Source organism: Kitasatospora sp. NPDC001159, from assembly GCF_053598235.1.
Window position 1 is genome coordinate 40,436 of the sequence record NZ_JBSFJV010000034.1, and the last position, 23,507, is coordinate 63,942.

Genomic DNA, 23,507 nt, shown 5'->3' on the forward strand with positions numbered 1-23,507 from the left:
CGGGTCGATCCTCACAGACGGGCCGCGGTCCTCGTCCGCCGGGTGGGTCCTGACCGGCGGGGGACGTCGGATCGGGGTCCAGGGGCGTCAGGAGGCGACCTCGGCGCGCGCGGCCTCGCGGGCGCGCAGTTCGCGGCGGAGGATCTTGCCGGCCGCGGACTTGGGGACGGCGTCGACGAACTCCACCGCGCGGACCTTCTTGTAGGGGGCGACCTGCCCGGCCACGTAGCCGGTGACCTCCTCGGCGGTCAGGGCGCTGCCGGGGGCGCGGACCACGAAGGCCTTGGGGCACTCGGTGCCGTCGGCGTCGGGGACGCCGATCACGGCGGCGTCGGTGATCTGCGGGTGGCCGAGCAGTACGGCCTCCAGTTCGGCGGGGGCGACCTGGTAGCCCTTGTACTTGATCAGCTCCTTGACCCGGTCGACGATGTGCAGGTAGCCGCGCTCGTCCACGTAGCCGATGTCACCGGTGTGCAGCCAGCCCTCGGCGTCGATCACGGCGGCGGTGTCGGAGGGGCGGCCGAAGTAGCCCTTCATCACCTGCGGGCCGCGGATCAGCAGCTCGCCGCGCTCGCCGGGCCCGAGGTCCTCGCCGGTGCCGTCCAGGGCGGTGACCCGCAGTTCGGTGGAGGGGACCATCCGGCCGACCGAGCCGGGCGAGGGGTCGCGTTCGGTCGGGGAGACCACGTGGGTGACCGGGGACAGCTCGGTCATGCCGTAGCCCTGGAGCAGGTGCGGCAGGCCCAGACGCCGGGCGCAGGAGTCGGCGAGGTCCTGGTCCAGCGGGGCGGCCGCGCACAGCAGGTACTCGACGGAGGAGAGGTCGAAGCCGTCCACCACCGGGTGCTTGGCCAGGGCGAGGGCGATCGGCGGGGCCACCACCAGGGCCTGCACCCGGTGCTGCTCGATCGCGCGGCAGAACTGCTCCAGGTCGAAGCGGGGCAGCACGACCACGGTGGCGCCGCAGCGCAGCGGCTGGTTGAGCAGCGCCGCCAGGCCGTAGATGTGGAAGAAGGGCAGCACGGCGAGCACCCGTTCGCCGACGGCGGGGCGGTAGAGGGCGTCGGTCTGGGCGAGGTTGGTGGCGATCGAGCGGTGGGTGAGCATCACGCCCTTGGGCAGGCCGGTGGTGCCGCTGGAGTAGGGCAGTACGGCGACGTCCCGGCCCGGGTCGATCGTGGTCTCGGGGGCGGGGCCGGTGGCGGCCAGCAGGTCGGCGAGCGAGCGGTGGCCGTCGGCGCCGTCCAGCACGATGACCTCGGTCAGCGCGCGGCCGTCGGCGGCGAGCAGTTCGGCGGCCGCACCGGCGGTCGGCAGGAACGGGGAGACGGTGATCAGCCAGCGGGCGCCGCTGTCGCGGAGCTGGCCGGCGAGTTCGGTCGGAGTGGAGAGGGAGGACACCGTGGTCACGGTGGCACCGGCCCGGGTGGCGCCGTAGTAGGCCATCGGGTACACGATCGAGTTGGGGCTGAACAGGGCCACCACGTCGCCCTTGCGCACTCCTGCCTCGGCCAGCCCGGCGGCGACCCGCTCGACCGAGGCGGCGAGCCGCGCGTAGCTGACCTGCTCCCCGGTGAGGCCGTCGATCAGGGCCGGCCGCTCGCCGTACTCGGCGGCGGCGCCGAGCACCGCGTCATGGATCGGCAGGTCGACCACGGGGACGTCGGGGAACTCGCTTCGGAACACCAAGGTAAGCCTCCAGCAAGGAAGTTGATGCAGCAACAAACCCGTCGGGGGGTCGGCTCGCGGGCGTGCTCAGGAGCATACGGACAGTCAGGGGGGTGGCTGGGCCATTGTGGGGAACCGGGGGCGCAGCACGCGTGGCACGGTTGCTCCCGGGTGCGCCCGCCCGGACGGTGTGCACCACGGCCGCCCGCCCCCGGGTGCGGCCCCGGACCCTGGAGCACTCCCCGTGCGACCCACCTCCCCCTCCCTGCCGTCCGCCCGCCGACTGTCCGCCGCCGCCACGGTGGCGGCCGCGCTCACCCTCGGTGGGGCCCCGGCCACGCTGGCCGCGCCGGGCGACAACGGCGACGTCGAGATCCACAGCGGCACCACTCCGGTGACCGACACCCGCGACGAACGCAAGGTCTGCAAGTTCTACCTGGACGCCTTCAACTTCGACACCGTCCACCAGGTCAACTGGACGATCGAGCAACAGCAGCCGACCGGCACCGCACCGGTGCGGGCCGGACAGATCACGCTCACCAACGGCACCGGCGCGACCGCCGTGTTCACCCTTCCGAACGGGCACTACAAGCTCGTGTGGACGTTCTCGGGTGAGAGCGGCACGGCGAAGCGGAAGCTCTTCGAGGTCTCCTGCGCCACCTCCTCGCCCTCGCCCAGCCCCTCGCACTCGCCCACGCACTCTCCCGGCCACTCGCCGAGCACCTCGCCGACCCGTCACGAGCCGCACGGCGGCGTCGGCACCGGTGGCGGCGGCACCTCCGGGGCCAACGCCGCCGAGGTGATCGGCGGCGGGGCGCTGGTCGTCGGAGCGGGCGGACTGACCATCCGCGCGATGCGCCGCCGCCCCGGCCGCGATGCCGAGTCCTGACCGCCCCGCCCGCGCGCCGCGCGACGACCGGGCCGAGCTGCGCGTGATCACCTGCGGCGGGAAGTTCGACCCGCACACCGGGTACGGGTCCACCACCGTGGCGTTCGCCCACCTGAGCGCCGTGCGGTGACCCAGGCCAGGACAGCGGCGCCTCAGGAGGGTCAGTACGACTTGGGCAGGCCCAGAGTGTGCTGGGCGACGAAGTTGAGCACCATCTCCCGGCTGACCGGGGCGACCCGGCCGACCCGGGTGGCCGCCAGCAGCGCGCCCAGCCCGTACTCCTGGGTCAGGCCGTTGCCGCCGAGGGTCTGCACCGCCTGGTCGACCGTCCGGGCGGCGGCCTCCCCGGCGGCGTACTTGGCCATGTTGGCGGCCTCCCCGGCGGCCAGGTCCTCGCCCGCGTCGTAGAGCAGCCCGGCCTTCTGGGTCATCAGCCGGGCCAGCTCGATCTCCACCGCGCACTGGGCCAGCGGGTGGGCCAGGCCCTGGTGGGCGCCGATCGGAGTGGACCAGACGGTGCGGGTCCTGGCGTACTCGACGGCCTTGCCGAGGGCCTGCCGGGCGAGGCCCAGCGAGAACGCGGCGGTGAGGATCCGCTCGGGGTTGAGGCCGGCGAACAGCTGGAGCAGACCGGCGTCCTCGTCGCCGACCAGGGCGCCGGCGGGCAGCCGGACGTCGTCCAGGAAGACCTGGAACTGCTTCTCGGGGGCGACCAGCTCCATCGGGATCGCCCGGTACTCAAAGCCGGGGGTGTCGCGCGGGACGACGAACAGGCAGGGCTTGAGTTTGCCGGTGCGAGCGTCTTCGGTGCGGGCGACGAACAGCACGGCGTCGGAGTGGTCGATGCCGGAGACGAACACCTTGCGGCCGGTCAGCAGCCAGTCCTCGCCGTCCCGGCGGGCTACCGTGGAGATCCGGTGCGAGTTGGAGCCGGCGTCCGGCTCGGTGATGCCGAAGGCCATCTTGCGGCTGCCGTCGGCGAGTCCGGGCAGCCAGCGCCGCTTCTGCTCCTCGGTGCCGTAGCGGGCTATCACCGTACCGCAGATCGCCGGGGAGACGATCAGCAGTAGCAACGGGCAGCCGGCGGTGCCGAGTTCCTCCAGGATGATGGCGAGGTCAGTGATGCCGCCGCCCCCGCCGCCGTACTCGGCTGGCAGGTTGACGCCGAGGTAGCCGATCTTGCCTGCCTCCGCCCAGAGTTCCTCGGCGGGCTCGCCGGCCCGGGCCTTGGCGAGGTAGTAGGCGGAGCCGTAGCGGCGGCCGAGGTCGCCGACGGCCTGACGCAGGGCCTTGCGTTCGGGGGTTTCGAGGAGCTGACTGCCGATGGCGGACATGCGGGGGTCCTTCCTCAGGCTTCGGTGGTCTGGACGACGGCCAGCAGGGTGCCGAGTTCGACCTGCCGGCCGGGGGTGGCGAGGAGTTCGACGAGGATGCCGTCGGCGGGGGCGGTGACGCGGTGCTCCATCTTCATCGCCTCCAGCACGAGCAGCGGCTGTCCGGCGGTGACGGCGTCCCCGACGGCGGCGGTGGTGCGGAGCACGGTGCCGGGCATCGGGGCGAGCAGGGCGCCGGGGTCGGTCTGGGCGGTCGGGTCGGGGAAGCGCGGCAGGGCGGTGAGCGCGGTGCCGCCGGTCGGGGTGTCCACGTACACCTGGTCCGCCCGGTCGCCGTAGCGGGCCACCCGGTAGGCGCGTCGGACCTCGCCCTCGCGCAGGACGACCAGCTCGGCGGTGGCTTCGACCAGTTCGACGTCCGGGTGGTCCTCGGCCAGCAGGCCGGCCCGGGTGGTGCGGTAGCGGACCTCCAACTCCGTTCCGTCGGCAGCCCGGTAGCGCTTCAGCTGCGGCTGGGAGGGCAGGTTGCGCCAGCCTGACGGCAGCGCCGTGCGTCGGGCGGCGGCGTCGGCGAGGGCGGCGGCCAGGGCGGCATGCCCGGCCCCCTTGCCGTCCGGGGCGGCGAGCTCGACTGCGTGCTCGGTCAGGAAGCCGGTGTGCAGGCGTTCGGCGAGGAAGGCCGGGTGGCGCAGCACCCGGACCAGCAACTCCCGGTTGGTGGACGGCCCGTGGACCCTCGCCCGGGCCAGCGCGTCGGCCAGCCTGCGGGCGGCGGCGGCGCGGGTCGGCGCCCAGGCGATCACCTTGGCGAGCATCGCGTCGTAGTGCGGGGTGACCTCGCTACCGGACTCGACACCGGAGTCCAGGCGCAGGCCGGTGTCGGTGCGGGTGCCGGTGAACTCCTGGTGATCGGTGGCGAGTTCGAAGCGGTACAGGGTGCCGGTGGCGGGCTGCCAGTCCTTGGCCGGGTCCTCGGCGTACAGCCGGGCCTCGATCGCGTGGCCGGCGGCTGGCGGCGGGGTGGGCCCGGGCAGCCTCTCCCCTTCGGCGACGGCGAGTTGGAGCGCGACCAGGTCCAGACCGGTGACCGCCTCGGTGACCGGGTGCTCGACCTGGAGGCGGGTGTTCATCTCCAGGAAGTAGAACCGGCCGTCCTCGGCGAGCAGGAACTCGGCGGTGCCGGCGCCGACATAGCCGATCGCCCGGGCGGCGTTCACGGCCGCCGCGTGCAGCTCGGACCGCACCTCCGCCGGGAGGCCGGGGGCCGGGGCCTCCTCGACCACCTTCTGGTGCCGCCGCTGCAGCGAGCAGTCGCGGTCGCCGACCGCCCAGACCGTGCCGTGGGTGTCGGCCAGCAGCTGGACCTCGACGTGTCGCCCGGCGGGCAGGTAGCGCTCGCAGAACACCTCGTCCGAGCCGAAGGCCTTGGCCGCCTCGGTCCGGGCCGCCGCCAGCTCGGCGGGCAGGTCCGCCAGCCGGCGGACCACCCGCATGCCGCGGCCGCCGCCGCCCGCCGCGGCCTTGACCAGCACCGGCAGGTCGGCCTCGGTCGGCTCGGCCAGCGCCCCCAGGACGGGCACCCCGGCGTCGGCCATCAGTCGCTTGGCGGCGGTCTTGGAGCCCATCGCGGCGATCGCGGCCGGCGGCGGGCCGACCCAGACCAGGCCCGCATCCAGCACCGCCCGCGCGAACTCGGCGTTCTCGGAGAGGAATCCGTACCCGGGGTGGACGGCGTCGGCCCCGGCCGCCAGCGCGGCGCGCACGATCAGCTCGCCGCGCAGGTAGGTGTCGGCGGGGGCGGCGCCGGGCAGCCGGACGGCGGCGTCCGCCTCGCGTACGTGCGGGGCGGCGGCGTCCGGGTCGGAGTGGACGGCGGTGGTCGCGATGCCGAGCTCCCGGCAGGTGCGGAACACCCGGCGGGCGATCTCGCCCCGGTTGGCGACCAGCAGGTTGGTGATCGAAATCTTGGAAGCCATCGTCGGTAGCCCTCTCACATCCGGAAGACGCCGTAGCCGCGCGCGCCCTCGACCGGCGCGTTGTGGATCGCGGACAGGCACAGGCCGAGCACCGTACGGGTGTCGCGCGGGTCGATCACGCCGTCGTCGTAGAGCCGGCCGGACAGGAACACCGGCAGCGACTCGGCCTCGATCTGCTGCTCGACCATCACCCGGATCGCCGCGTCCGCGTCCTCGTCGTACGGCTGGCCCTTCGCCGCGGCCGACTGGCGGGCGACGATCGACAGCACCCCGGCGAGTTGCTGGGGGCCCATCACGGCGGACTTGGCGCTCGGCCAGGAGAACAGGAAGCGCGGCTCGTACGCCCGGCCGCACATGCCGTAGTGGCCGGCGCCGTAGGACGCGCCCATCAGCACCGACAGGTGCGGGACCGCGGAGTTGGCGACGGCGTTGATCATCATCGCGCCGTGCTTGATGATGCCGCCCTGCTCGTAGTCCTTGCCGACCATGTAGCCGGTGGTGTTGTGCAGGAACAGCAGCGGGGTGTTCCGCTGGTTCGCCAACTGGATGAACTGGGCGGCCTTCTGGGACTCCGCGCTGAACAGCACGCCCTGGGCGTTGGCCAGGATGCCGACCGGGTAGCCGTGGAGGCGGGCCCAGCCGACGGCCAGGCTGGTGCCGTAGAGCGGCTTGAACTCGTCGAAGTCGGAACCGTCGACGATCCGGGCGATCACCTCGCGCGGGTCGAAGGGCACCTTGAGGTCGCCCGGGACGATGCCGAGCAGTTCCTCCTCGTCGTACTTCGGCGGCTCGGCGAACCGGTCCGGCGAAGGCCCCGGCTTGCGGTGGTCTAGCCGGGCGACGATCCGGCGGGCGATCCGCAGTGCGTCTGCCTCGTCCACCGCGAAGTGATCGGCCAGGCCGGAGGCGCGGGCGTGCATCTCGGCACCGCCCAGCGACTCGTCGTCGGCCTCCTCACCGGTGGCCATCTTCACCAGCGGCGGGCCGCCGAGGAACACCTTGGCACGTTCCTTGACCAGCACGGTGTGGTCGGACATACCCGGCACGTAGGCGCCGCCGGCCGTCGAGTTGCCGAACACCACGGCCACGGTGGGGATTCCGGCGGCGGACAGCCGGGTGAGGTCCCGAAAGAGGGCGCCGCCGGGGATGAAGATCTCCTTCTGGCTGGGCAGATCGGCACCGCCGGACTCGACCAGATTGACCAGCGGGAGGCGGTTGTGCAGCGCGATCTCGTTGGCCCGCAGGGCTTTTCGGAGGGTCCACGGGTTGCTGGCGCCGCCGCGCACCGTCGGGTCGTTGGCGGTGATCACGCATTCCACACCCTCGATCACGCCGATGCCGGTGACCAGGGCCGCGCCCACCGGGTAGTCGCTCCCCCAGGCGGCCAGCGGGGACAGCTCCAGGAACGGGGAGTCCGGGTCGACCAGCAGCTCGATCCGCTCGCGGGCCAGCAGCTTGCCGCGCTTGCGGTGGCGCTCCACGTACTTGGGGCCGCCGCCCGCAAGCGCCTTGGCGTGCTCGGCGTCGAGCTCGGCGAGCTTGGCGACCATCGCGGCGCGGTGCTCGGCGTAATCGGGCCCGGCCGGTTCGACGCGGGTGGTCAGGACGGTCACAGCAGGGCCTCCGGAATGTCGAGGTGGCGGGAGCGCAGCCACTCCCCCAGGGCCTTGGCCTGCGGGTCGAAGCGGTGCTGGGCGGCGACGCCCTCGCCGAGCAGGCCGGTCACGGTGAAGTTGACCGCCCGCAGGTTCGGCAACAGGTGCCGCGTTACGGCCAACTCGGCCGTCTCTGGGAGGAGTTCGCGCAGGAGATCGACGGTGAGGGTGTGCGCGAGCCAGCGCCAGCCGTCCTCGCTCCGGGCCCAGACACCGAGGTTGGCGTCGCCCCCCTTGTCGCCACTGCGGGCACCGGCCACCAGGCCGAGCGGGGCGCGGCGGGTCGGACTCTCGGGCAGCGGGGCGGGCAACTCGCCCGCTGATTCGACAGGTTGGGAAGTGACCGGAGCCGGCGGGACGGCGATCCGGCGGCCGTCCGGCAGTACGGCGGCGTGCTCCACCAGCTTGGCGTCGACGTACGCGGCGGTGAACACCCCGTACGGTGCGCCCGCGCCGGGTGGCGCGGTGAGGTGGAAGCCAGGGTACCCGGCCAGACCCAATTCGACTGCGGTCTTGCCGAGTTCGCGGCCGACCTTGGCCGGGTCGGGGTCGCGTGCGGTCAGCCGCAGCAGCGCGGAGGCGGTCTCCTCGGTGGCCGCGTCCGGGCGGTCGGTGCGGGCGAGGGTCCAGCGCAGTTCGGCCGGGCGGGCCTCGGGCGGCAGGGCGGCGGCGAACTGCCGTTGCACCAGCTCGGCCTTGGCCTCGATGTCCAGGCCGGTGAGCACGAAGACCACCTCGTTGCGGTGGCCACCGAGCCGGTTGAGGCCGACCTTCAGGGTGGGCGGCGGGGCCTCACCGCGCACGCCGTCGATCCGCACCCGGTCCGGGCCCTCCTCGGTGAGCCGGACGGTGTCCAGCCGGGCGGTGACGTCCGGGCCGAGGTAGTGCGATCCGCCGGTCTCGTACAGGAGTTGGGCGGTGACGGTGCCGACGGTGACGGCCCCGCCGGTGCCGGGGTGCTTGGTGATCACGCTGGAGCCGTCGGCGTGCAGCTCGGCGAGCGGGAAGCCCGGGCAGGTCACGTCGTGCTCACGGAAGAAGGCGTAGTTGCCGCCGGTCGCCTGCGCCCCGCACTCCAGGACGTGCCCGGCCACCACCGCCCCGGCCAGGGCGTCGAGGTCGTCGCTCGTCCAGCCGAAGTGGGCGATCGCCGGCCCGGCCACGAGTGCGGCGTCGGTGACCCGCCCGGTCACCACCACGTCCGCGCCCTCGGCCAGGCAGGCGGCGATGCCGAAGCCGCCGAGGTAGGCGTTGGCGGCCAACAGGCCCTCGGGCAAGCCCAGTTCGGACCGGCGCGACAGCAGGTCATCGCCCTCGACATGGGCCACGGCCGCTGCGACGCCCAGGCGCTGCGCCAACTCCCTCAGCCGGTCGGCGAGTCGGGCGGGGTTGAGCCCGCCCGCGTTCACCACGATCTTCACGTCCCGCTCGCGGGCCAGACCGAGGCACTCCTCCATCTGTCGCAGGAAGGTCCGGGCGTACCCGAGCGACGGGTCCTTCAGCCGGTCCCGGGCCAGGATCAGCATGGTGAGCTCGGCGAGGTAGTCCCCGCTGAGCACATCCAGCGGCCCGCCCGTGAGCATCTCCCGCACCGCCGCGAAGCGATCACCGTAGAACCCCGAGGCATTTCCGATCCGCAGTACCGAGCGTGCGAGCGCCAAAACGCCTCCCCTGCCGGTGGGTTGACGACACCCCGCACGAGCACCGCCGGGCAGCAGCGTGGCACCGGCCGAAGAAAAAAGCAATCATGCCTGCTTGTTTTAAGCCCTCCTGCTTGATGTGTGGGTCAGGCTGTTGAGGGTTGGCACCCCGAGAGGGTGGGGCGGGGACAGGTGCAGCGGGATCGAGGCCAGGGTGTCGCCCCGGCCGGCGCACAGCAACCACGCTCACGGCGACCGCCGCGTCCCTCACCCGCCGCCGAGCCCGGCTTCTCCGCCGCGCCCTTCAACTCCGGTCGGCGCGGTGAGAGGTCCCGCACCAGGAAAGCGCGTGATCGTTGCACAGGTTCGCGCTCTCCGCTCCTGAGCCGCCTGGCTTTCCGGCCAAAAGCCGCAGGGTCACCGCACACCCGTGCGCGACGCCCCCGGGTAACGGGCACGCCCGGGTAACGGGCACGCCCGGGTAACGGGCACGCCCGGGTAACGGGCACGCCCGGACCGGTAGCGCGGAGGGGCAGCCGTTGTCGGCGATCACGTGGCCAGGGATCCCCTCCGGGGGGGCGCGCATATTCCACGGTCGCCCCGCAATTACTTTCTGCAACTTGCAGTAAGAATTTCCACCGAGTTCTTGACGTCGTAACGCCGGGCGCGAGATGGTCTGCTCGCGGCGGATCCCCCGGCCATCAGGGTGGCCCCCGCACGATGAGGTGCCAGGCGGGTCCGCGGCCGCGTGGCTCCCCGGTCGTCGCTCCGCCGGGCGGGAACTCGGCGGATCATACGACCATCCCCGTCCGGGCGGTACCGCGAGCCGGCCCGGAGCATGCCCCCCACCCCGGCTCCACCGCGGCCTCCCGGTTCCACCCGCGCGACGATGCGCTCGCCTCGTGCTACCCGGTGGCCCGCGTCCGGCCGCCAGCACAGGAGAACCCCCACATGAAGCGACCCCGTCGACGCGGCAGAACCGTCCTAACGGCGGTCGGCGCCCTGCTTGCCGGTGCCGTCCTGCCGCTCACCGTCCAGACCACCGCCCACGCCACCAGCGCCCCCGACGGCGGCGACGTGATCGCCAACCTCTTCGAGTGGAACTGGTCGTCGGTTGCCGGCGAGTGCACCAGCGTCCTCGGCCCGAAGGGCTACGGCGCGGTCGAGGTGGCCCCGCCGGAGGACTCGATCCGGCTCAACCAGACCAGCCACCCCTGGTGGGAGGTGTACCAGCCGATCGGCTACGACCTCAACAGCCGGATGGGCACCGCGGCGCAGTTCGCGTCCATGGTCGCCACCTGCCACAACGCAGGCGTCAAGGTCTATGCGGACGCCGTGCTCAACCACATGGCCGGCGCCGGCAACACCAGCACCGACTCCTACGGCGGCGACAGCTTCAACGCCTCGACGCAGACGTACGCCCAGCCCGGGTACACCTCGGCGGACTTCCACAGCTCCCCGGCCAACTGCCCGAACGCGGACATGTCCATCCAGGACTGGAACAACCAGACCCAGGTCCAGGAGTGCGACCTGTCGAACCTGGAGGACCTCTACACCGAGACCGCGCACGTCCGGTCCACCGAGGCCGGCTACCTCAACAGCCTGGTCAGCCTCGGCGTGGACGGCTTCCGGATGGACGCCGCCAAGCACATCAACCAGGCCGACATGGCGGCCGTCCTGTCCCAGGTGAACAACACCACCTGGACCGGCTCCCGGCCCTACGTCTACCAGGAGGTCATCCCGGGCAGCTCGGGCAACCTCGCGCCGGGCGCCTTCGAGTCCAACGGCAGCGTCATCGAGTTCACCTACGCCAGGGACTTGAAGAGCCAGTTCACCGGCAACATCGCCAACCTCAAGTCCTTCGGCCAGAGCTGGGGCCTGGAGCCGGCCGCCAGCTCGACGTCGATGGTGACCAACCACGACACCGAGCGCGACGGCAGCACCCTCAACTACAAGTCCGGCGCCCCCTACATCCTGGCCAACGAGTTCGAACTGGCCTGGGGCTACGACGTCCCGCAGGTGTACGCCAGCTTCACCTGGACCAACAGCGACGACTCCCCGCCGTCCGACTCCAACGGGTTCGTCACCAACACCAACTGCTCCAGCGGCTGGTTCTGCACCGACCAGTACCAGGGCATCGCCAACATGGTCGGCTGGCACAACGCCGTGGCGGGCCAGTCGGTCGGCAACTGGTACGACGACGGCACGAACTTCGTCTCCTTCAGCCGGGGCAACCGCGGCTGGATCGCGATCAACAACGAGTCCAGCGCCAAGACCGTGACCGTCGAGACCGGCCTGGCAGCGGGCACCTACTGCGACATCATCCACGGCAACCTCACCGTCTCGACCGGAGCCTGCTCCGGCCCGACCGTCACCGTGGGCACCAACGGCACCGCGACCGTCACCGTCCCGGCCAACGACGCCGTGGCGCTGTACACCCCGACCGCCGCCGCCAACACGGCGGGCGAGACCTTCAACGTCAACGAGACGACCACCTGGGGCCAGAACGTCTACCTGGTCGGCTCGATCCCCGCCCTGGGCAGCTGGAACACCAGCCAGGCCATCCCGCTCTCCTCGGCCAACTACCCGACCTGGGGCGGCACGGTCACCCTGCCCGCCAACACCTCCATCGAGTACAAGTACGTCATCAAGAACGCCGACGGCTCGATCACCTGGGAGCCCGGCAACAACCACTCCTTCACGACAGGCAGTTCCGGCAACGGGACACTGAACGACACCTGGTGATACCGGTTCCGCCCCGTTGAGCACAGCCCAGCGGGGCGGAATGCCGTAGCCGCATCCTCGTCGGCCGGTCGAACGTGAACAGCTCCGGGGCGACGTCGGCGCACAGCCCGAGCCCGTCGCACAGCGCCCGGTCCCCGGTTTCCCATCGAAGATCACCGAGCAGTAGGCTCCCTCCGCAACACGACGCGAAGGGGAGCACCAGTGGCGCGGGTTGCGGTGATCGGTGGGGGTATCGGCGGGCTGGGAACAGCGCTCATGCTCGGACGGCGGGGCCACGAGGTCACCCTGTTCGAGCAGGACGCGCGGCAGGCCGGAGACGACCTGAACCACGACTTCCTCCACTGGGACCGGCCCAGGGTCCCGCAGGCCGTCCAGCCCCACTCCTTCCTCGCGCCCGTGCGCACCGTTCTGCAGGCCGACGCTCCCGATGTCCACGCGGACCTGCTGGCCCGCGGCGCCCGGGAGTACCACGACTTCGACTGGTTCGGTGAGCATCCGCCGCACCGGGCCGGCGACGAGGACCTGGTGACCCTGCGCATGCGCCGCATCGTGCTGGAGGCCGCCCTGGCCTCCGCCGTACGGCGGGAACCCACCGTCGAGGTGCGGCGGGGCTGCCGGGTGAGCGCCCTCCTGGTCGAGGAGGGCCGCCCCGCTCGGGTCACCGGCATACGGGTGGGCGCGCAGACGCACCGGGCGGACCTCGTCGTCGACGCCTCCGGCCGCCGCTCGCCGGTTCCCGGCTGGCTGGTCGCGGCCGGCTGCCGCCCGCCCGTGGTCGACAGCCACCGCGCCGGGATCGCCTACCTGTGCCGCTGGTACCGTCTACGCGCCGACGGTCCGCGTGATCCCGGGCGGGTGAAGCCCGGCTCGGCCGCGGCGTTCGCGCTCGCCGGCGTCTTCCCGTCCGACAACGACACCTTCGCGGTGAACGTGGTGCTCTCCACGGGCGATCCGAGCCGCAGCGCGCTCATCGACCCCACCGTGTTCGAGGCCGCCGCCCGCAGCTTCCCCGCCTGCGCCGCCTGGCTCGACCTGGACCCCGAACCGCAGTCGGCCGTGCTGGCGATGGCCGGCCTGGACAACCGCTGGACCACCCTGACCGACGATGACGGACCGGTCGTCACCGGCCTGGTCAACGCCGGGGACAGCCTGATCCACACCAACCCCACCCTCGGCCACGGCGCGGCCCTCGCCCTGCGCACCGCCCAGTACCTCGGCGCCCATGCCGACGAGGTCGCCGCGGACCCCACCGGCTACCACGCCTGGACCACCCGGACGCTCCGCCCGCTGTTCGACGCGCAGGTGACCGCCGACCGCGCCAACGAGCAGCGCCTCGCGGAGAGTTCACCGCCCTCGGACCGGCGGGCCGCCGCCCTGGCCGCCTGCGCCTTCGAGGACCCCGTCGTCATGCGGGCCCGAGCCCAGGTGCGCCATCTGGTGCGTACGCCCGACGAGGCCTACGGCAGCGAGGAGGTGGACCGCCACGTCACCGCCTGGCTGGCCGCCCACCCCGACTTCGAGCCGCAGCTCGACGGCCCGACCCGGGACCAGTGGGATGCGCTCGCCTCCGCCACCGCGGGTGCGGGCCGCACCGCGTAATCCAGCCCAGGCGCGGACCGATCAGGATTCGAGAAGCGCCCGCGCCGGGGCCGGGCCTAGCGTTGCGGTCATGAACGAGATCACCATTCACTGGACCTTCCTCCCGCACACCGACCCCGAGGCCTCGCTCGCCTTCTACCGCGACCTGCTCGGCTTCGAGGTCCGCAACGACGTCGGCGGCGGCACGATGCGGTGGATCACCGTCGGGCCCGCCGGGCAGCCGGGGGTGTCGGTGGTGCTGGAGCCGCCGACCGCCGATCCGGGCATCACCGAGGACGAGCGGCGTACCATCGCCGAGATGATGGCGAAGGGGACGTACGCCCGGCTGGTGCTCGCCACCACCGACCTGGACGGGGTGTTCGACCGGCTGAAGTCCGGCGGCGCCGAGCTCGTCCAGGAGCCGACCCTGCAGCCGTACGGCATCCGCGACTGCTCCTTCCGCGACCCGGCGGGCAACATGATCCGCTTCAACGAGGTGCGCTGAGCCTCCGCCCGCCCCGAGGGTGCTCCCTCGGGGCGGGCTCCGATCGACCCACGGTAGAACCCGCCCGACAGCCAGGGAGCGAAAAGAACGATGGCCGAGCCGCACGTCGCCGACAGCCACGACCTGATCCGCGTGCACGGCGCCCGCGAGAACAACCTCAAGGACGTCAGCGTCGACATCCCCAAGCGCCGCCTGACCGTGTTCACCGGAGTCTCCGGCTCGGGCAAGAGCTCGCTGGTCTTCGACACCATCGCCGCCGAGTCGCAGCGGCTGATCAACGAGACCTACAGCGCCTTCGTCCAGGGCTTCATGCCCGCCCTGGCCCGCCCCGAGGTGGACGTCCTGGAGGGGCTGACCACCGCGATCATCGTCGACCAGCAGCGGATGGGCGCCGACCCGCGCTCCACGGTCGGCACCGCCACCGACGCCAACGCGATGCTGCGGATCCTGTTCAGCCGGCTCGGCAAGCCGCACATCGGCTCCCCCAAGGCGTACTCCTTCAACGTCCCCTCGATCAGCGGCGCCGGTGCCGTGACCGTCGAGCGCGGCGGCAAAACCGTCAAGGAGCGGCGCAGCTTCAGCATCACCGGCGGCATGTGCCCGCGCTGCGAGGGCCGCGGCAGCGTCTCCGACATCGACCTCACCCAGCTCTACGACGCCACCAAGTCGCTCGCCGAGGGCGCGATCACCATCCCCGGCTGGAAGCCGGACAGCTGGTGGACGGTCGGCGTCTACACCAACTCCGGCTTCCTCGACCCGGACAAGCCGATCCGCAAGTACACCAGGAAGGAACTGCAGGACTTCCTGTACCGGGAGCCGACCAAGGTCAAGATCAACGGCGTCAACCTCACCTACGAGGGCCTGATCCCCAAGCTCCAGAAGTCCATGCTGTCCAAGGACAAGGACGCCCTGCAGCCGCACATCCGGGCCTTCGTGGAGCGCGCCGTCACCTTCACCTCCTGCCCGGACTGCGGGGGCACCCGGCTGAGCGAGGCCGCCCGCTCGTCCAAGATCGGGGCCGTCAGCATCGCCGACGCCTGCGCCATGCAGATCAGCGACCTCGCCGACTGGGTCCGCGAGTTGGACGAGCCCTCGGTGACGCCGCTGCTCACCGCGCTCCAGCAGACCCTGGACTCCTTCGTCGAGATCGGCCTCGGCTACCTCTCGCTCGACCGCTCCTCCGGGACCCTCTCCGGCGGCGAGGCCCAGCGCGTCAAGATGATCCGCCACCTCGGCTCCTCGCTCACCGACACCACCTATGTCTTCGACGAGCCCACCACCGGCCTGCACCCGCACGACATCAGCCGGATGAACGACCTGCTGCTGCGCCTGCGGGACAAGGGCAACACGGTGCTGGTGGTGGAGCACAAGCCACAGATCATCGCGATCGCCGACCACGTGGTGGACCTCGGCCCCGGGGCCGGTACGGCCGGCGGCGCGGTCTGCTTCGAGGGCAGCGTGGACGGGCTGCGCACCAGCGGCACCGTCACCGGCCGCCACCTGGCCGACCGGACGACGCTGCGGCCGACCGTCCGCAAGCCCGGCGGCACGCTGGCGATCCGCGGCGCGAACGCCCACAACCTGCGGGACGTGGACGTGGACGTCCCGCTCGGGGTGCTCACCGTGGTCACCGGTGTCGCCGGCTCCGGCAAGAGCTCGCTGATCCACGGCTCGCTGGGTCAGCAGTCAGGGGCGGCGGACGCGGGCGTGGTGTACGTCGACCAGGGCGCCATCAAGGGCTCCCGGCGCAGCAACCCGGCGACGTACACCGGCCTGCTGGACCCGATCCGCAAGGCCTTCGCCAAGGCGAACGACGTCAAGCCGGCCCTGTTCAGCGCCAACTCGGAGGGCGCCTGCCCGACCTGCAACGGCGCGGGCGTGGTCTACACCGACCTGGCGATGATGGCCGGGGTGGCCACCACCTGCGAGGACTGCGAGGGCAAGCGCTACCAGGCCTCGGTGCTGGAGTACCGGCTCGGCCACCGGGACATCAGCGAGGTGCTCGCGATGTCGGTGACCGAGGCGGAGGAGTTCTTCGGCGCCGGCGAGGCGAAACTGCCGGCCGCGCACCGGATCCTGGAGCGGCTCGCCGACGTCGGCCTCGGCTACCTGAGCCTCGGCCAGCCGCTCACCACGCTGTCCGGCGGCGAGCGGCAGCGGCTGAAGCTGGCCACCCACATGGCGGACAAGGGCGGGGTCTACGTCCTGGACGAGCCGACCACCGGTCTGCACCTGGCGGACGTCGAGCAGCTGCTCGGGCTGCTGGACCGGCTGGTGGACTCCGGCAAGTCGGTGATCGTGATCGAGCACCACCTGGCGGTCATGGCGCACGCGGACTGGATCATCGACCTCGGCCCGGGGGCCGGCCACGACGGCGGCCGGGTGGTCTTCGAGGGCACCCCGGCCGAGCTGGTCGCGGCCCGCTCCACGCTGACCGGCGAGCACCTGGCGGCGTACGTGGCCGGCTGAGGCGCCCGAGGCCCTCCCGTACGGGATGTCAGTCCAGCAGGAGGGCCATCTCCAGGATCCGGGCCTCCGGGTCCAGCACGTACGGCGTCTCGCCGCCGGTGTACGTGAAGCCGCGCCGCCGGTAGAAGGCGGCGGCGCGGTGGTTCTCCTCGTGCACCCCGAGCAGCATCCGCTCGGCCCTTCCAGCTCACTCAGCCTGACTTCGCTTCTCTTCAGCTTCGACCGATCCGTTCCACGATCAGCTCGCACAACTCGTGGGTGCGCAGCGCGTCGTGGGCGTCGAGGGTCTTCCCCGCGCGGACGGCGTCCAGGAAGCCGACCACGCACTGCTCGATGCCGCGCTGGCGGGCGACCGACACCCAGTCGCCGCGTCGGCGGACGGTGGGCTGGCCGCGGTGGTCGATCACCTCGGCCAGGTTGCGCACCTCGCGCTTGGAGTCGCCGCCGGAGACCTCCAGCACCTCCTCGGTCGAACCCGAGACCCGGTTCATGATGCCCAGAGCGGTGAAGCCCTCCCCGCCGAGCGCGAGCACCACGTGCTCGACCAGGCCGTCCCGGGTGCGGGCCCGGACGTCCACGTGCTCGATCTCGCCGGGCGCGAGGAAGCGCAGCAGGTCCACGACGTGGATGAAGTCGTCGTAGACCAGCGTGCGGGCGGCCTCCGCCAGGCCCTCGCGGTTCTTCTGCAGCACGATCAGGTCGCGCGGCCGCTCCTTGGCCTGGACGTACCCGGGCGCGTGCCGCCGGTTGAAGCCGACCATCAACGAGCGGCCGGTCCGGTCGGCGAGCCCGACCAGCCGGCGGGCGCCGTCCAGGGTGTAGTCCAGCGGCTTGTCGACGTAGACGTCCACCCCGGCGGTGAGCAGCTGCTCGACGATCGGCACGTGCTGGTCGGTCGCGGCGTGCACGAAGGCGGCGCGGATGCCACTGCCGATCAGCTCACCGAGGTCGGCGAACAGCTGTTCGGCACCGATCCGGTGGGCCTCCCCCAGCCGGTCCAGCTTGGCCCGGTCCCGGGTCATCAGCCGCAGGTCCAGCCCGGGCAGGGCGGTGAGCACCGGCAGGTAGGCCTTCTGCGCGATGTCGCCCAGGCCGATCACCCCGACCGGGAGCCGGGGTTCGGAAGCAGCGGTCGCGCCCATGGGATCTCCTGCCGCGGAACGGACGGTCGTCACGTCGAGCCATCCTACGTGCCTGGTCACGGCGGTCGGCGGGACCGCCCGGGGCCCGGAGGCGCCCCGCCGTGCCGCCGCGCGGGCATGACCGGAACTACTGGTACCGCGGCAGTAATGATCCGGACGCACCCTGTCCGACCGCCGCCGACACCCAGCACGAGGGACTGGTCACGGTCGTGGACGGCCTGCTGGCGACGGTGCGGACCTGAACTGCGTTCGCCTGCAGGCCAGTTGGTCAGGCCCCGGCGGCGGCCGCCGCCGCGAGACTGTCCAGCACCGGGCGGATCAGCGGGTGGTTGTCGGCGCCGGCCCGAACCGCGGCGAACACCCGCCGGGTGGCCAGGTCGCTGTCCACCGGTCGGACCGCGACCCGGGAGAGGTCCACGCCGCGCAGCGCGGACCTCGGCACCAGGGCGACGCCGGAACCCGCCGAGGCGAGCGCGACGACCGCGCGGAAGTCGTCGGAGGAATGCAGCAGCCGGGGCTGGAACCCGGCGTGCTCGCAGGCCAGCAGCACCACGTCGTGACAGGGGTTGCCCGGGTAGGGGCCGATCCAGGGCTCGTCGGCCAGCGCGGCGACGGCGAGCGGTCCCTCCTCGGCGGCCAGCGGGTGGGCCAGCGGCAGCACCGCCTCGAAGGGCTCGGCGTAGAGCGGGACCCGGGTGAGCCGGGCGTCGTCGGGGCGCGGGGCACCCCGGTACTCGACGGCCACCGCGAGGTCGGCCCGGCCGTCCAGCACCATCGGCAGGCTGGCGTCGCCCTCGGCGTCCAGCACCTTGAGCCGCACGCCCGGCGCCCGCTCGGCGAGCAGGCCGATCGCCGGGGCCAGCACGTGCGAGATGCCGGTGGCGAAGGAGGCGACGGTGACCTCGCCCGCGACGCCCGCGCTGTACGCGGCGAGGTCGGCCTCGGCGCGCTCCAGCTGGGCGAGCACCGCGTCGGCGTGACCGAGCAGGATCTCCCCGGCGGCGGTCAGGCGCACACCCCTGCCCTCGCGGGCCAGCAGGTGGTGGCCGGTCTCCTGCTCCAGGGCGGCCAGCTGCTGGGAGACCGCAGAGGGGGTCAGGTAGAGGGCGGCCGCCGCGGCGGTCACGGTGCGGTGGTCCGCCACGGCCCGCAGGGTCCGCAGCCGTCGTGCGTCGATCACACGCCAATTCTGCCAGCTTGACTCCCGAGCTCCCCGGCGTGAGCGCCGGGGTTCCTACCGCGCTTCGCGCGGTACCGCTGCGCGTGGGCACGGTGGCCGGTTCCTGCCCCCTCCCCTTGCGGGGGTTGCTCGCGTGCCTCCCGATTTCCGGCCGGGTGGTCTCTGGCGATCCGCGGGCGTTCACCGCACTCGGTTACCCGGTGAGGGCCGGTACGTCCCCCGGTATGTGGTGCTGTCGGGCGGCGGCCCGGATACGGCGGCCCTCGGTTCGGATGTTGCGGGCCGCGTTGACATCCCGGTCATGGTGGGTGCTTCCAACGTGATTCATCTCAGCTGTTGACCCGCGGCCCCACCCGGCGCCCGGCTCTCCCCCCGTGACCGCCGCCGCAACCACCAGGACCGCCCCGGAAACCGCGAACGGGGGCGGGACACCGGTGCGGGCCGGCGCCCCACCCCCGTGGCGGGAGGGTGTGGCAGGTGGTTGGTGGGCCGTGCGGCGGAGACGCATCGATTCGCCTCCGCCGCACGGACATTGTGGGCCCGCGGGCCGGTCCGGTTCCGAGCGGTCCGGCCCGCGGGCAGTCGGTGCGGGCCACTGCCGGGCCCGGCGGGGGTTACTCCCCCAGGGCGGCGCGCGCGTCCACGAAGGCCGCGACGGCGCGCTCGACGTCCTCGGTGGAGTGCGCCGCGGACAGCTGCACCCGGATCCGGGCCTGGCCGTGCGGGACCACCGGGTAGGAGAAGCCGATCACGTACACCCCGCGCTCCAGCAGGAGTTCGGCGAGCCGGCCGGCCTTGGCCGCGTCGCCGATCATCACCGGGGCGATCGGATGGTCGCCCGGCAGGATCTCGAACCCGGCCTCGGTCATCCGGCTGCGGAACAGCGCGGTGTTGGCAGCCAGCTTCTCTCGCAGTTCGTTGGACCGCTCGACCAGGTCGAGCACCTTCAGCGAGGCCGCCGCGATCACCGGGGCCAGCGAGTTGGAGAACAGGTACGGACGCGAGCGCTGGCGCAGCAGGGCGACGATCTCCCGGCGGGCCGCGACGTAGCCGCCGGAGGCACCGCCGAGCGCCTTGCCCAGGGTGCCGGTGATGATGTCCACCCGGTCCATCACGCCGTGCAGTTCGGGGGTGCCGCGGCCGCCCGCGCCGACGAAGCCGACGGCGTGCGAGTCGTCCACCATGACCATGGCGTCGTAGCGGTCGGCCAGGTCGCAGATCTCGCGCAGCGGGGCGACGTAGCCGTCCATCGAGAAGACGCCGTCGGTGACGATCAGGCGGCGGCGGGCGTCCTGGGTCTCCTTGAGCTGCTGCTCCAGGTCGGCCATGTCGCGGTTGGCGTAGCGGTGGCGGCGGGCCTTGCTGAGTCGGATGCCGTCGATGATGCTGGCGTGGTTCAGCGCGTCGGAGATGACGGCGTCGCGGTCGTCCAGCAGGGTCTCGAAGACACCGCCGTTGGCGTCGAAGCAGGACGAGTAGAGGATCGTGTCCTCCTGGCCGAGGAACGTCGAGAGGCGCTCCTCCAGCTCCTTGTGCACGTCCTGGGTGCCGCAGATGAAGCGGACCGAGGCCATGCCGTAGCCCCAGCGGTCCAGGGCGTCCTTGGCCGCGGCGAGCACCTCGGGGTGGTCGGCCAGGCCGAGGTAGTTGTTGGCGCAGAAGTTCAGCACCTCACCGGGGCGGCCGCCGCCGGTGACGGTGACCGCGGCGCTCTGCGGGGTCCCGATGACCCGCTCGGGCTTGAACAGGCCGGCCTCGCGGATCTCGTCGAGGGTGGCGGCGATGTCGGCGCGCACGTTGTCGAACACGAGCAGACTCCTTGTGTGATCGGCGAGCCGGGGCTCAGGCGGTCCAGTCGAGGATGATCTTGCCGCAGTTGCCGCCGGCCGCGTCGTCGAAGGCGGCCTCGAAGTTCGCGGCGGCGTAGCGGCCGGTGATCACCGGGCTGAGGTCCAGGCCGCCTTCCAGCAGCACGGACATCGCGTACCAGGTCTCGAACATCTCGCGGCCGTAGATGCCCTTGATGGTGATCATCGAGGTGACGATCGAGGCCCAGTCCACCGGGAAGTCCTCGGCGGGCAGGCCGAGCATGGCGATCTTGCCGCCGTGGGTCATGTTGGCGATCATCGACTGCATCGCCTCGGGGCGGCCGGACATCTCCAGGCCGACGTCGAAGCCCTCGCGCAGACCCAGCTTCTGCTGGCCCTCCTCGATGGTGTGCTCGGCGACGTTGAGCGCCAGCGTCACGCCGACCTGGCGGGCCAGGTCGAGGCGGTACGGGGAGACGTCGGTGATCATGACGCTGCGGGCGCCGGCGTGCTTGGCGACCGCGGCGGCCATGATGCCGATCGGGCCGGCGCCGGTGACCAGCACGTCCTCGCCGACCAGCGGGAAGGACAGCGCGGTGTGCACGGCGTTGCCGAACGGGTCGAAGATCGCGGCCACGTCCAGGTCGACCGGCACCCGGTGCACCCAGACGTTGGAGGCGGGCAGGGCCACGTACTCGGCGAAGGCGCCGTCGCGGTTGACGCCCAGGCCGATGGTGTTGCGGCACAGGTGACGGCGGCCGGCCAGGCAGTTGCGGCACTTGCCGCAGACCAGGTGGCCCTCGCCGCTGACCAGGTCGCCGACCGCGATGTCCGCGACGCCGGCGCCGATCTCGGCGACCTCACCGACGAACTCGTGGCCGAGCACCAGCGGGGTCTTGATGGCCTGCTGCGCCCAGCCGTCCCACTTGCGGATGTGCAGGTCGGTGCCGCAGATGCCGGTCCGCAGCACCTTGATCAGCACCTCGCCGGGGCCGATCTCGGGCTTCGGGACATCGATCATCCAGAGACCGGGCTCGGCGTTCTGCTTGACGAGTGCCTTCACGGGCGACGGCTCCTGACGTGCGGATCTGAGGACGGCCTTCGGGGTCGGGCAGGCCGAGCGGCCCGGTTCGACCACCGTTGACGGGCGCGCTCCGGGCAGGCAGAAATCTGCCTGGTGAGGGCGGGTGCGGTCCATCGAGGAATTCTTAAGGGCGACCACAGCTGGGCTAAACGATCGTGCCCGAGTTGGGGCCGGGGGCGGGTGCGGCATGCCGGTGCTCACCCGTTCGGCCGAGCGCGGGGCGCCATCCGCGACACCAACCGACCGGCGAATGAGGGTACTTGACAGCAAGCCGCCGGCCGGGTTGGGACGCTCGGCTGACGGCGGGCCCGTTCGGGCCAGCCCGGCCGCAGCCGACGCGCGGGGGTTCGAGGGCGGTGCTTACGGTGACGACGCTCCCCCACGGCCCCGTGGAGCAGCGCTCCGGGGCCCTTCGCCCAGAGAGGCGCCTCGACAGATGACCGACACCCGACGGCCGCGCACGGCCGCTCCCCGCACCGCCGGCCGCGTGACCGCCGCAGCCCTGGCCCTGACCGGCCTGCTGGCCGTGTCCGCATGCTCCGGCGGACCCAAGCCCGCACGGCAGGCCACCGGACCGGCGGTCACCGCCGAGCCGGCCGCACTCGGCCCGTCCGCGACCATCAGCGGCAGTCCCTCCGGCGGGGTGGTCCCGCTCACCCCGGACGTCATGAGCCGCCTGGACGTCGCGATCAAGCAGGTGATGGCCGAGGCCTCCATCCCGGGCGTGATCGTCGGCTACACCACCCCCGACGGCAGCTACCAGCGCGCCTTCGGCGTCGCCGACAAAGCCTCCGGGACTCCGATGTCGCCCGACATCTACATGCGGATCGGCAGCGTCACCAAGACCCTCACGGCCACGGCCATCCTGCGGCTGGTCGACCAGGGCAAGCTGGGCCTGGACGACCCGATCTCCAAGTACGTCCCGAACGTGCCCGGCGGCGACGGGATCACCGTCCGCGAGCTCGGTGACATGCGCAGCGGCCTGTACAACTACACCCTGGACCCGGATTTCCAGCAGGCGTTCCTCACCAACCCGAACCGCCCCTTCACTCCGGACGAACTGCTCGCGTACTCGTTCAAGCACCCGGCGAACTTCCCGCCGGACAGCAAGTTCGAGTACTCCAACACCAACCTGATCCTGCTCGGCCAGGTCGTCGAGAAGGTCGGCGGGCAGCCGCTCCCCGACTTCCTGCAGCAGCAGGTGTTCACCCCGGCCGGGCTCACCAGGACGAGCCTGCCGACCGACGCGACCTACCCGGACCCGCACGCCCATGGCTACACCAACCAGACGCCCGGTGGCGCGGTCGTGGACTCCACCGGCTGGAACCCGTCCTGGGCCTGGTCGGCCGGCGCCGCGATCTCCACCCGCGCCGACCTGCAGACCTGGTCGAAGGTGCTGGCCACCGGCGCGCCGCTGCTCAGCCCCGGCGCCCAGGCGGAGCGGCTGAAGTTCAAGAACGTCGGGCCGACCCCCGACCTCGGCTACGGCTTCGGGGTGTTCACCACGCACGGGTGGATCGGCCACAACGGCTCGCTGCCCGGGTACGAGAGCGTGGTGATCTACCTGCCGCACGCGCAGGCCAGCCTGGCCATCCTGCTCAACACCGACATCCTGCACGAGGGTTCGGAGCCCTCGACGATCCTCGCGACCGCGATCACCCAGATCGTCTCGCCGAACAACGTCTACACGCTGCCCACCCCGCCCGGTTCGGCCTCGCCCTCGGCGCTTCCTTCGACGACCGCGCCCAGCTCGCCCCTCGGCACGGTGACGCCCGCGCCCAGCGGCTCCGCCTCGCTGCACATCTCCTGAACCACGTCAGTGGCCCGAACCAGC

The 23,507-nt window shown here is 72.3% G+C and carries 18 protein-coding genes; 8 read left to right on the plus strand and 10 right to left on the minus strand.

Going from position 1 to position 23,507, the window contains the following annotated elements:
* Nucleotides 1-87 precede the first annotated feature (87 nt).
* Complete coding sequence (locus ACWC9T_RS19380; RefSeq protein WP_449822262.1) at nucleotides 88-1,689, minus strand: 4-coumarate--CoA ligase family protein; 1,602 nt, start codon at nucleotides 1,687-1,689, stop codon at nucleotides 88-90.
* 223 nt (nucleotides 1,690-1,912) lie between these two features.
* Between ACWC9T_RS19380 and ACWC9T_RS19385 the strand changes: the two genes are divergently transcribed.
* Both ACWC9T_RS19385 and ACWC9T_RS19390 read left to right on the plus strand, forming a co-directional pair.
* A complete protein-coding gene (locus tag ACWC9T_RS19385; protein WP_449822263.1) occupies nucleotides 1,913-2,557 on the plus strand; it encodes a hypothetical protein in 645 nt (214 codons plus the stop codon).
* A complete protein-coding gene (locus ACWC9T_RS19390) occupies nucleotides 2,544-2,687 on the plus strand; it encodes a hypothetical protein (protein ID WP_449822264.1) in 144 nt (47 codons plus the stop codon). The genes ACWC9T_RS19385 and ACWC9T_RS19390 overlap by 14 nt, the downstream gene beginning before the upstream one ends.
* Nucleotides 2,688-2,718: 31 nt before the next feature.
* Here ACWC9T_RS19390 and ACWC9T_RS19395 read toward each other — a convergent pair whose 3' ends face one another.
* From ACWC9T_RS19395 to ACWC9T_RS19410, 4 genes are read right to left on the minus strand one after another with little or no spacing between them, the layout of a single operon-like run.
* The gene (locus ACWC9T_RS19395; protein ID WP_449822265.1) at nucleotides 2,719-3,891 is read right to left on the minus strand and encodes an acyl-CoA dehydrogenase family protein; all 1,173 of its coding nucleotides are present in this window, start codon (nucleotides 3,889-3,891) and stop codon (nucleotides 2,719-2,721) included.
* Nucleotides 3,892-3,905: 14 nt separating this feature from the next.
* Nucleotides 3,906-5,867, minus strand: coding sequence for an ATP-binding protein (locus ACWC9T_RS19400; protein ID WP_449822266.1), 1,962 nt, complete (start codon nucleotides 5,865-5,867; stop codon nucleotides 3,906-3,908).
* A gap of 14 nt (nucleotides 5,868-5,881) precedes the next feature.
* Nucleotides 5,882-7,480 carry an acyl-CoA carboxylase subunit beta gene (locus tag ACWC9T_RS19405; protein ID WP_449822267.1) on the minus strand — a complete coding sequence of 533 codons (1,599 nt, stop codon included), beginning with the start codon at nucleotides 7,478-7,480 and terminating at the stop codon, nucleotides 5,882-5,884.
* Nucleotides 7,477-9,183 carry an acyclic terpene utilization AtuA family protein gene (locus ACWC9T_RS19410; RefSeq protein ID WP_449822268.1) on the minus strand — a complete coding sequence of 569 codons (1,707 nt, stop codon included), beginning with the start codon at nucleotides 9,181-9,183 and terminating at the stop codon, nucleotides 7,477-7,479. The genes ACWC9T_RS19405 and ACWC9T_RS19410 overlap by 4 nt, the downstream gene beginning before the upstream one ends.
* Before the next feature lie 930 nt (nucleotides 9,184-10,113).
* Here ACWC9T_RS19410 and ACWC9T_RS19415 point away from each other — a divergent pair.
* The 4 genes from ACWC9T_RS19415 to ACWC9T_RS19430 all read left to right on the plus strand — a co-directional run bounded on the left by ACWC9T_RS19415 (nucleotide 10,114) and on the right by ACWC9T_RS19430 (nucleotide 16,459).
* Nucleotides 10,114-11,907, plus strand: a complete 1,794-nt coding sequence (locus tag ACWC9T_RS19415) for a carbohydrate-binding module family 20 domain-containing protein (RefSeq protein WP_449822269.1) — start codon at nucleotides 10,114-10,116, stop codon at nucleotides 11,905-11,907.
* A gap of 201 nt (nucleotides 11,908-12,108) precedes the next feature.
* Nucleotides 12,109-13,506: an NAD(P)/FAD-dependent oxidoreductase gene (locus tag ACWC9T_RS19420; protein WP_449822270.1), complete on the plus strand. Its 1,398-nt coding sequence runs from the start codon at nucleotides 12,109-12,111 to the stop codon at nucleotides 13,504-13,506.
* A gap of 70 nt (nucleotides 13,507-13,576) precedes the next feature.
* A complete protein-coding gene (locus tag ACWC9T_RS19425) occupies nucleotides 13,577-13,990 on the plus strand; it encodes a VOC family protein (RefSeq protein ID WP_449822271.1) in 414 nt (137 codons plus the stop codon).
* Between the two features lie 90 nt (nucleotides 13,991-14,080).
* The gene (locus ACWC9T_RS19430) at nucleotides 14,081-16,459 is read left to right on the plus strand and encodes an ATP-binding cassette domain-containing protein (protein ID WP_449822272.1); all 2,379 of its coding nucleotides are present in this window, start codon (nucleotides 14,081-14,083) and stop codon (nucleotides 16,457-16,459) included.
* Nucleotides 16,460-16,487: 28 nt separating this feature from the next.
* Here ACWC9T_RS19430 and ACWC9T_RS19435 read toward each other — a convergent pair whose 3' ends face one another.
* Both ACWC9T_RS19435 and ACWC9T_RS19440 read right to left on the minus strand, forming a co-directional pair.
* Nucleotides 16,488-16,628, minus strand: coding sequence for a hypothetical protein (locus ACWC9T_RS19435; protein ID WP_449822273.1), 141 nt, complete (start codon nucleotides 16,626-16,628; stop codon nucleotides 16,488-16,490).
* A gap of 43 nt (nucleotides 16,629-16,671) precedes the next feature.
* Nucleotides 16,672-17,601 carry a Gfo/Idh/MocA family protein gene (locus tag ACWC9T_RS19440; protein WP_449822274.1) on the minus strand — a complete coding sequence of 310 codons (930 nt, stop codon included), beginning with the start codon at nucleotides 17,599-17,601 and terminating at the stop codon, nucleotides 16,672-16,674.
* A gap of 101 nt (nucleotides 17,602-17,702) precedes the next feature.
* Between ACWC9T_RS19440 and ACWC9T_RS19445 the strand changes: the two genes are divergently transcribed.
* Nucleotides 17,703-17,843: a hypothetical protein gene (locus tag ACWC9T_RS19445; RefSeq protein WP_449822275.1), complete on the plus strand. Its 141-nt coding sequence runs from the start codon at nucleotides 17,703-17,705 to the stop codon at nucleotides 17,841-17,843.
* A 26-nt stretch (nucleotides 17,844-17,869) separates the two neighbouring features.
* Here the strand turns inward: ACWC9T_RS19445 and ACWC9T_RS19450 are convergent, their stop codons facing one another.
* From ACWC9T_RS19450 to tdh, 3 genes are all read right to left on the minus strand, one after another.
* The gene (locus ACWC9T_RS19450; protein ID WP_449822276.1) at nucleotides 17,870-18,781 is read right to left on the minus strand and encodes a LysR family transcriptional regulator; all 912 of its coding nucleotides are present in this window, start codon (nucleotides 18,779-18,781) and stop codon (nucleotides 17,870-17,872) included.
* A 614-nt stretch (nucleotides 18,782-19,395) separates the two neighbouring features.
* Nucleotides 19,396-20,589 (minus strand): glycine C-acetyltransferase, encoded by a 1,194-nt coding sequence (locus ACWC9T_RS19455; RefSeq protein WP_449822277.1) that lies wholly within the window; start codon nucleotides 20,587-20,589, stop codon nucleotides 19,396-19,398.
* A gap of 34 nt (nucleotides 20,590-20,623) precedes the next feature.
* A complete protein-coding gene (gene tdh / locus ACWC9T_RS19460; protein ID WP_449822278.1) occupies nucleotides 20,624-21,652 on the minus strand; it encodes an L-threonine 3-dehydrogenase in 1,029 nt (342 codons plus the stop codon).
* A 457-nt stretch (nucleotides 21,653-22,109) separates the two neighbouring features.
* Here tdh and ACWC9T_RS19465 point away from each other — a divergent pair, with 457 nt between their 5' ends.
* A complete protein-coding gene (locus tag ACWC9T_RS19465; protein ID WP_449822279.1) occupies nucleotides 22,110-23,483 on the plus strand; it encodes a serine hydrolase domain-containing protein in 1,374 nt (457 codons plus the stop codon).
* Nucleotides 23,484-23,507: the final 24 nt, after the last annotated feature.